Below are 9837 nucleotides of genomic sequence, written 5' to 3'. Positions count from 1 at the left end.
TAAGGTGTGTTTTTGGGAGGTTGCAACGACGGGCGAAGGTCAAAATCACGACCTTCGTCGAGTGAGCATCACTAAACTCAGCCCTATATTTTTGTGGGGCTTCGTTAAGTGTTGCTGGCAACTCATGCCGCTTGCGGCGTTTAAACAGTAAAAATCCTGGTATTTAGATCAATTTCTAAATATCAGGATTTTTTAGTGTGCCTGGAAACTTTTGAGATAATCCGGCTGATATATATAGTGTAAGGATAGATTAAAATACGAGGAGGTAGAAAAATGAGTGTTATTTATTTAACGAGAAGAACATGTAAGCTATCCAAGGATATTGGAAGACTTGTGGTGCGTGACAATAACGAAATAAAGGTAAGTGTTCCGGCAATTAATGTAAGTGGTGTGGTCGTTTCTTCAGATGCCCAAATAAGTACTCAGGTTATACGTATGTTGCTGGCACAGGGAAGTTATATAGTTTATACCGATTGGCAGGGACGTTTTGCGGGTGTGACAACAGCAAAAAGAGGGGATATTAATAACATTTTTCTCCAGTCCAACGTATATTGTGACGAAGCAAAGAGACTGCACATGGTAAGATATATAGTTTCGGTCAAGCTGACAAATCAGATTGAAGTACTTAAGATTTATGCTAAATACCGCAACAGCTTAATGCTGCAGCAAGCGGCTCAGAGACTGGCATATTATTATGCTCAGATAGAAAAGGCGTCAACAATAGATGAGCTTAGAGGTATTGAAGGAATATGTGCCAAGGAATATTTTGAGGTATTTGATGAAGTAATAAATCCCGTAGGGTTTATTTGGAAGGGCAGAACCAGGAGACCAGCAAAGGATGAGATCAATGCGTTATTGAATTATGGTTATGCTTTTTTGGAAAGGGAGGTGCGTGTATTGTCTATAGGAGCTGGCCTTGATGAAAGAATGGGGTTACTGCATGTTAACAATGGCCGTAAGGACAGCCTTATTTATGACCTTATGGAATTAGTTCGTCAGTCTGTTACGGATAAATTGGTCTTATATAGCTTGTGCCGCAAGAGAATAAAAAAAGAAGATTTTGAACAGCACGATGAGGCATACATGTTGACGGGTGAAGGCCGTGAAAAATGGCTAAGTATCTATGAAATGTGGATGCAGAAGGATAGACAGGGGCGCTCGTTGATAAAAAGGGCCATAAAGGCATTTATTCAGGAGATGAAAGATTGCAATGGAGGTGAAATATGCGCTATTTAATATGTTATGATATCGCAGATGATAGGAAACGCCGCAGGATTGCCAAATATCTGGAAGCAAACAGTATTCGGATTCAGGGTAGTGTCTTTTTGGGGGTGTTTACCAAGCAGCGTTATATGGAAGTAAGAAATCAGTTAATTGATTTTGCAGACATTGATGAGGAGGACAGCAGTGATTCTGTTTACATGTGCCCATTGTGTGACCAGTGCTGGAATAAGCGGTGGCATATTGGCAACGGGAGAGAATTGGAATTTGGGGAGGTGATAGTAGTATAAATATGTTTAACCGATGTTTTTGGCAGGAAAAATAATAATTATAACGAATTAATTAAATGTGATTTTGCGTAAATGAAAATGAACAATAAAGAATGGAGGATTAATTATGAGAAAAGTGTTTATTTCAACTGTTTCATTACAAAATGTAAAAGAATACAAATATAAGAGTGATGTTTATCCGGAGAGTTCACCTACTGCATATCCGATAACTATTCCTTTTGAGAATAATTGCAGCAAGGGTGACAAGGTGCTGGTTCTGTCTATTGTTACTCATACGGAAGAAAAGAATATATCGTTAGATAATTATAATCAGTTTACCAACCAGGTGAAGAGAATGGCTGATGGGATAGGCGTTGATGTGGAGTTTATGGAGATTCCTATGACACCTGTCATAAAGAATGATTCTGCCCAGAAGCTATACAAGGGTTTAATATCTGCACTTGAGGATGATGACGAAATCTATGCGGACATAACCTATGGTTTCAAATACAATCCGATTGTAATTTTTGCAGCACTGAATTATGCATATCAGACGAAATCCGGTGTGGATATTCAGGAGATTTGCTATGGCAATTTATATGATGGAACTCCTGTTAAGCAGGAGCCTAATCCGGAATTGTTTGATGTAACCTCATTGTTTTATATGAATTCCCTCAGTAATCTGGCAGGAGCTGCACAGCTGGGGGGAGATATTGATTTGATTCCGTTAAATGATTAATTTTTGTTGACAAGGCGGGATGATATATGAGTCAGAATGAGTCAGCACAGAATGATAAAAATATAAAGAATTTTGCCATTATAAATAAGGTGGCGGCAGAATATGTTCAGGAAAGTAATGAGATAAGGAAGGATATTTTATATAGAAAATTATGGGAAAAGTGTTTGGCATATTTACTTAGGCTGGATGCAACTCAGGATGATACCGAATTGGAAGGTAATATTTATTCTGGTCTTTATAGTAATGAAGAAAAAAGGGACAATAAAGGGTATGACCTTAATAAGGCTGTGGATATGGATGTATTCATTGAAACTATAACTTATGCCATAGGAAAATATACCGAATCCCCGGGAGAAGAATTTACCAGGTTGTTTTCAAGTACCTACAAAATACGTAAAATTGCTGCAATTGGCAATGAGGGCATCAACAGGAAGCTGCATGGTTTAAGTTCATCGAATAGTGATAAACAAATGTTTCACGCATTTAATAAGCTGATAAAGGATTATTTAAAAAATGATGAACGCTTTATTGGTAAAAAACTTCATGATTTGTCACGGCAGGATATTCATGATATATGTGTTGATGCAGGTGTGGAGTTTAAGGCTGAGGAAAGATATATAGAAATCGCACAACAATTTGTTGGAGCAGAACGGGCCATCTCTTTGGATAAACCAATAAAAGGAGAAGAAAGCGAAGATGCTACCATTGGAAGCACTGTCCCGAATAACTCTTCTTCTTATGAAGAAGTGATTGGGCAAATGTATATTATTAATTTGTTCCGTCATGTTATTAATATGGCCAGTAAAATCCAAAAACCATATTTTGTCTGCTTTATTACATTGGAGCTGTTCAATAATTATCAAAAAGCATTGCCTAAGGAGATGAAGGCATTGATAAATAATGATTTTTGGGATTATGTTAACGATTATGCCAACAGTGAGATGGGGAGCACTGGGGAAGTGCCTGATGCGTTAATTGCCAAGTTTTTGAAAGTTAAAGCGCCTGCTATAAGCAAGAAAAGAGATAATTTTAAGGTCGCCTTGGATAAGGCACGTTCAATGTTGGAGAAATAGCGGAGGAGAATTGGATGCTAGGAGCAGCGTCATTGTACCTTAGAGCGGAGAAAAGCGGCACCCTGCCGGAGTTTACCGGCAGGGTAATGCATGGGGTCTTTTTTAAAACGGTGGGAGATATATATCCGGAATTGGCAGAGTTTATCCACGACGAGCTAAGTATAAAGCCCTTTTCTGCATCTGAGCTTATAAAATTAAAAAAATATAAGTGCAATATGGGCAGATTTCAGGTACAGCCCGGAGATTTGTTTAAGTGGCGGATTGCTGCAGTAAATAAGGATATTTTCGAAGTAATAGCCCACATACCGTTGGAATATGAATTTCAGGTTAATAAAATTCCAATGGTACTGAAAAAGATTGTCATAGATGGCACACAGGAGCCAGGAACAGGTGCAATGAGTGATGAGGAATTGTTGGCAGCTTGTTTTTCTGTGGAAAGGATTTCATCTATTACAGTTAAGTTTATTTCACCAACCACATTTAGGGTGAATAAAAACGATTATCCGATACCTATACCAAAGTTGTTTTTTGCATCGCTGGCCGATAAATGGGAGAAGGCCGGGATGCCAGTAAATATTGACAAGGAATATGTAAGGGATCTGTCAGAAAAGGTCTATTTATCTGATTGGAAAGGCAAAACATCCAGAACTTATTTGGCCGGTGACAGGGGAGCCAGGACATTTAAAGGGGAATTTGTGTATGAGCTTTCGGAGTTATCTATGGAGGAACGCCAGATAATGCTGCTGTTGGCACAGTTTGGGTGTTTTGTAGGCTGTGGCAGGATGACAGGGCAAGGCTTGGGGCAGATGGAAGTTAAAGTAAGATAGGCAGGAGGAAATAGCATAATGGGTAAAACATTAATGCTGGCTTTTTTAAGTGATGTAAAAATAGGAAATGATGGTAAGGTATCTGAGACAGAGTATAAGGATGTTGGGACTGTCCATACTACTAATGAGTCAGCTGTAAGGTATCTGGTCAAGGAGAAGGAACAAATAGACCATTTATTTATGTTTGTGTCCAACAAGGTTAAGGGGAATATAACTTATAAAGGTACAAACGGGGAAATAAAGGAATATGTTGATGACAGTGGTACGTCTATTTCTCATGTTGACTATTTTAAGAAACGTATTTCAGACATTATTACAGGTGACAGTTCCAAATACACGGAAATAGAATTCAATGAAAACAACACACCAGAGGAGTCCATGGAATGTATTTTGGAAATGGCAGATAGTATACAGAAATATATTGAGCCATTTTCAGAGGATACCCAGATTATATTGCATGCTGACTGCACTGGTGGACTTCGTCATGCCAATATGCTGATGATGGCTGTTTTGCGTATCATGCAATATAACGGTGTAAAAATAGGTAAGCTGCTTTATTCGAATTATCAGAGAAAAGTCGTGGAAGAGGCTGATCCAATATATGAGCTGTTTGACTTTGTCTCAGGAGCTGAGGAATTTGCCAATTTTGGCAGTGCCAATGCAATAAGTCATTATTTTGACAAGAAAGAACAGCCAAAGGTTTTGGGCGATTTGCTTAAAGCAATGAATGTTTTTTCAGAAGAAATTAGGCTATGCCATAGAAGAGGCTTGATGAAAGCATCGGAGAATCTGAAGGAATGTATAGAAAACTTTGAAAAAGCAGATGAAGAGAATATAAATATTCGTTTAGTGCGCCAGTTAAAGGCCAGAATAAAGAAGGATTACAGTTTTTTGCTGGAAGAAGATTTTTCCATTTTAAATTTGATTAAATGGTGCTTGGAGCATGATTATCTGCAGCAGGCCCTGACTCTTTATGTGGAAGGTGTGCCGGATTATTTGTATGAGAAGATTTTTTTCAGGCAGTCTGATGATATGGAAAAACGGCAGATTATAGATGATCGCAGAAAAGAGAACAAAGAATACACAGATGGTTTCTTCCAACTGATTGTGTTTGATGGCAAATATAAGATAAAAGATGAAAGTAATAAAACTAAAGAAATACCATATTCGCCAGTGGTTGAGATGGACAAACTGGTAAAGGGGACACAACGAGTTTTGTATAATAAGATAAAAGTACTTATCCCACCAAAACACGAGAAAAGTGCCGCCGTTGATTTAAATGGAGCCGAGAAAATAATCAGTGATATAAAGAAGCAGGTAAGTGGAGAAAACAAGCAGTATTCATGGTTGGTTTTTACTCCCCACCATAAAATAGAGGATTTCTTCACTACATTGGAAGAATGGCGACAAAATCCACTAAAGCTCAAAAATCCAGATGTAAATGATGTTTTTTATAGGTATTTTGCGGATAAATTGGATTTAGGAGATGGTTATGGTATAGAAAAGTACAATAAAATTGTTGACTATGCAAGGAAGATGGATATAGAGGATCAGACAGATTTTCTTGTTGAGTGTAAGATGGAATATTCATTTAGGTTTATGTCTTTTTGCAACCCGGAGCAGAATTATTTTAAACTTAATGTGCCGGATGACATTATGCGACATATACTAAATGAGTATGGCTATTTTAAGAGTGAACGCAATGCAAGCAATCACGCTAGATTGGATGAAGATGTGATCACAGCTGATGAACTGAAAGAGAAGATGGCCAAGGCTGTAGATTATATCATAGAAACAGAAGCACTATGTGAATTAACAAAAGATTAGGGGTTAATTATACGAAAAGGGGGATAAGTCGTGGAGAAAAAAGTGATTTTGCTGGATGTACGCTCAATACAGCGGTATATCTATGCGGCTAATAAGTTGAGGACAAATATAGGTGCATCCTATATTGTTGAAAACTTGTTCAGCGAAAAACTGGTAAAGGTATTGGAGGAAAATTTTAAGGGGACTACAGATCTTACAAGCTGGAAAAACCCGGATGAGAAGTCAGGGGATGACGCACAGTGTCAGATAGCCTACATTGGCGGCGGCAATGCCATGGTTCTGTTTGATCATTCAGTTGAGGATGATGAACTGAAACGGTTGGTGGCATTGTTCTCACAGAAGGTTATGGAGGAAGCACCAGGACTTCATATTGGTGCTGCCATAGGTGCTTTGGATTTAAGCGATGATGAATCCTATAAAAATTCACGGAACAAGCTTTTTGCTGCTTTGAAGCAAAATCAAAACAATATTATTCCGAATGTTTCCCTGCCATATACTGGCTTTACCCAGATATGCGATATTGACGGTGAAGCGGCCAGTTATTATGACAATGATAGTCTGTTCCCAAATGAAAAGCATAACTATTATTCCCATGAGGCGGCAGCCAAGGCCAAGGCAGTGGAACAGTCCAATAAAAATTTGGAGGGCATGTTTGAAGCTGAACTAATGTCGGAATACGTTTTCCCTACAGAGATTGACCGCTTGGGGCAGAAAGAGCAGAAGAGCTATATTGCAGTGGTACACATCGATGGCAATAATATGGGAGTTAAATTCAGTGGCTGCAATAATTTAGCCAAGCATCGGACACTGTCTGCGGCTATCAAGGAAAAGACGAAAAACTCCTTTGCAAAGTTATTGACCTCTATTGTGAAAGAGTATGCTGAATATAAGGAAAAAGGTATTTTGGATACCAAGAAGGATCACGGTAAAAATGTATTGCCTATTCGTCCTCTTATATTGGGCGGCGATGATGTGACTTTTGTCTGCCCGGCCCAGGTAGCCGTTGCGTATGCAAAGAGGTTTATAAAGTATATGAAAGAAGAATCCAAGGAGCTGGATGAAGAGGCAAGGAGTATAGATTGCTGCGGCGGTATCAGTATTTTGCCTGAAAAATACCCGTTCTTTAGAGGTTATGTATTGTCGGAGCAGCTTTGTGATGCAGCCAAAAAGCAAATGCGCAAATTGTGGAATAAGGATGTACCAGGTTCTGGTTCAAGCTGGCTGGATTTTGTGTTCCTGCACGGTGAACAGGCACCGACTCTGGAACAGATTTTAAAAAATGAATATAGTGCTGAGTTAGGCAAAAATGGTGGTATGCATTTTGGTCCATATTGTGTTATACCACCGGAAAAAGTCGGGACTGAAGAAAAATTTGACGAGGATCATCTGTTGGACAAGCTGATAGAATGTGCAACAAAATTTAATGATCATAAGCATTATATGGCAAAAAACAAGGTTAAGGAGCTTCGAGCTGTTCTTCAGAAGGATAAAGGCTCTATAGATAACTTCATGGTTCAGTTGTCCAGGATTAATCAGAAATTGCCTGATGTTGACTACAAACATTTAGGTGAAAATTGCTGGGGCACAGGTGTAAATAAAGGCTATACGCCGTTTGTTGATGCCATTGAAATGATGGAATATATTGAGGAGGCGAATAAATAATGACAGTTTTGGAATTAAAAATAAAGACATTGTCACCTATTCACCTCAGTTCTGGTGCAGCTGATGTAATTGTTGACTCCGATGTGGCCAGCGATAAATATGGTATGCCGGTTTTTTCAGGGCGGAGACTAAAGGGGCTGTTGCATGAAAGTGCCTTGGAAGTTGTCGGTATGAAGGGAATGGCTAAATACGGGAAATGGGTTGAGAAGCTTTTCCAACATGATTGCAGCAAGTCTTGCCCAGAGGCACTAACCGTTACAGATCTTCATCTTGCATCAAGGAATGAATATATGGATCTTTGCAGAGCCTTTGAATACCTTCAGAGTGAGTACGGTGCCATAGTAAGCGCCAATGATGTGCTGGGTGAGTTTACTTCTATTCGTTATCAGACAAAAATGAAGGATGGCCTTGTGGAAAAAGGTTCCTTCAGAAATATGCGTGTGGTGGATGAGGGGGTAGAATTCTTTGGTTCCCTGGAGGCGGAGTCTCTGGAACCAGAGGCAGTTGAATTATTGGCACTTTCAGCCAGAAATTTGCGCAGTGCAGGAATGAAACGCAATCGGGGATTCGGCCGCATCAGTTGTTCTATAAAGCTTGATGATAATAGGACCGAACAGGATATTATTGATGAAATATTTGGAAAGGAGGCTAAATGATGAAGCACATTAAGGTTACAATTACCGCGGTTGATTCGTTAGTTATTACAGCTTCCAGCGGCAATAGTGTTCTTACACCATCAGGAGATTATATTTCGGGAACAATGCTCCGGGGAATTTTTGCCGGTGAGTATATAAGGGAGAAAAAGCTTGGGACAGAGGCCCATAAAGATAAGGATTTTAAACGGTTGTTCTTTGAAAATGTTAATTTTGTAGATGCTATGCCGTCACATAATGGCGTGGCATCATTTCCTGTGCCTTTTTCCGTTATGAAGGACAAAGCCAGCAATAAACTGATGGATATGCTTAAAGAAGATAAGCCTCGGCCAGGTTATAAAAACGTGCGTGGCTTGGCAGTTGTGGAAGATAACAAGCTTTGCAGCATTTCAGTCAATAAGAATATTTTGTTCCACATGAGCCGTTCCTCTGAGCAGGAACGCATTAGCGGTCGCAGCTCTGATGGACAGATTTTTAATTATGAGTCCATTGATCCGGGGCAGCAGTTTGTTGGCGAAATAATTGGTGGAGAAGATGATTTAGCACAGCTTTTAAGTGGGATGCCAAGTGACGGATTTACGGCTCATGTGGGAAGATCCCGCTTTGCCCAGTATGGTACGGTGCAAGTTCAGTTGGGAAAAATAGAGGATATACATCATCTGAACACCCCAACAGGCAAAGAATTGTTTATAAGGGCCCTGACTCCGCTTATACCGTCTACGGGAATTATAACTTCTGCCGACCAGGCAATTATGGAAATGTGTGGAAATATACTTGATGGTATTAAAGTTTCCAAGGTCTTTGCTTCTGTGGTTGCCATAGATAATTTTGTTAATATATGGGGAATGAAGAGGCCACGGGTTAATGCGTTGGGGGCCGGTACGGTGTTTGTACTGGAAAAAGATGAATGGACTGCTGAAGATTTGCGCAAAGTGGAAAGCGCAATGTTTGGCGGTATTGGTCAGCGAACCCAGGAAGGCTTTGGCCAATTGAGAGGTTGGCAGGCTGATGTATATGAAAAGGGCAGTGATGTACTTTGTATTGCCGGAAATCAAGGAGACGATATATTGATCTCTGGTATGGCCAAGGATATTACAGCAAGGGTAGTGGAAAAATTTGTCCTTGAGCAGCTGAAACAGTATGCCTATGATGACGCCGTAAATCTGAAGAGCAGCATAAAAGGAAAAACACACTTGTTTGCCCGTCTGTTGCAGGAGTTGGGCAATGAACCTCATGATAATATTAGGCAGATGTTTGGGGAAACTGTGGAAAAGACACTGAACGAGAGAAAACATAGTCCGTATGCCAAGGCATTAAAGCTCATTAGTGTCAACGGCAATCATTTTGAGGATTTGTTTACCGATTTTTCCTGCAAAATGCCATATATTGATAAATGGAATGAAACCATGTCAAGAAGTGATTTAAAAATGAAAGATTTGCTGAACAAAATTGATATGCAAATTTCTGATGAGGAAATTTCCAATGGAAAGTATTTCCACGATTATTGGTACTGGCTGTTCCACTATTGCCGTAAGTTGTCCGCAAGGAAGAAGGAGGCACGCTGAA

At 39.6% G+C, this 9837-nt stretch carries 9 protein-coding genes; all 9 read left to right on the top strand.

The window, feature by feature from the left end; genetic code table 11:
* Positions 1–273: 273 nt before the first annotated feature.
* The 9 genes from cas1 (at position 274) to T525_RS0107220 (ending at position 9836) form a co-directional block, all read left to right on the top strand.
* Positions 274–1236: a CRISPR-associated endonuclease Cas1 gene (gene cas1 / locus T525_RS15615; RefSeq protein WP_027406668.1), complete on the top strand. Its 963-nt coding sequence runs from the start codon at positions 274–276 to the stop codon at positions 1234–1236.
* Positions 1224–1511 carry a CRISPR-associated endonuclease Cas2 gene (cas2, locus tag T525_RS14590; RefSeq protein WP_037325422.1) on the top strand — a complete coding sequence of 96 codons (288 nt, stop codon included), beginning with the start codon at positions 1224–1226 and terminating at the stop codon, positions 1509–1511. The genes cas1 and cas2 overlap by 13 nt, the downstream gene beginning before the upstream one ends.
* A gap of 106 nt (positions 1512–1617) precedes the next feature.
* A complete protein-coding gene (locus T525_RS0107250) occupies positions 1618–2229 on the top strand; it encodes a TM1812 family CRISPR-associated protein (RefSeq protein ID WP_027406667.1) in 612 nt (203 codons plus the stop codon).
* Positions 2230–2255: 26 nt separating this feature from the next.
* On the top strand, positions 2256–3302 hold the full coding sequence (locus T525_RS0107245; protein ID WP_027406666.1) for a hypothetical protein: 1047 nt from the start codon (positions 2256–2258) through the stop codon (positions 3300–3302).
* 14 nt (positions 3303–3316) lie between these two features.
* Positions 3317–4129 (top strand): CRISPR-associated endoribonuclease Cas6, encoded by an 813-nt coding sequence (cas6, locus tag T525_RS0107240; protein ID WP_084276956.1) that lies wholly within the window; start codon positions 3317–3319, stop codon positions 4127–4129.
* Positions 4130–4147: 18 nt separating this feature from the next.
* Positions 4148–5956, top strand: a complete 1809-nt coding sequence (locus tag T525_RS0107235) for a TM1812 family CRISPR-associated protein (RefSeq protein WP_027406664.1) — start codon at positions 4148–4150, stop codon at positions 5954–5956.
* Positions 5957–5986: 30 nt separating this feature from the next.
* Positions 5987–7618, top strand: coding sequence for a hypothetical protein (locus tag T525_RS0107230; protein ID WP_027406663.1), 1632 nt, complete (start codon positions 5987–5989; stop codon positions 7616–7618).
* A complete protein-coding gene (locus T525_RS0107225) occupies positions 7618–8274 on the top strand; it encodes an RAMP superfamily CRISPR-associated protein (RefSeq protein ID WP_027406662.1) in 657 nt (218 codons plus the stop codon). Before T525_RS0107230 ends, T525_RS0107225 begins: the two co-directional genes overlap by 1 nt.
* The gene (locus tag T525_RS0107220; protein WP_156945648.1) at positions 8271–9836 is read left to right on the top strand and encodes a hypothetical protein; all 1566 of its coding nucleotides are present in this window, start codon (positions 8271–8273) and stop codon (positions 9834–9836) included. The genes T525_RS0107225 and T525_RS0107220 overlap by 4 nt, the downstream gene beginning before the upstream one ends.
* Position 9837: the final 1 nt, after the last annotated feature.

The sequence above is a fragment of the Anaerovibrio sp. RM50 genome, assembly GCF_000622005.1.
Classification (GTDB): domain Bacteria; phylum Bacillota; class Negativicutes; order Selenomonadales; family Selenomonadaceae; genus Anaerovibrio.
The sequence above is the reverse complement of the archived record's forward strand: the minus strand, read 5'-3'. Positions and strand labels throughout refer to the sequence as shown.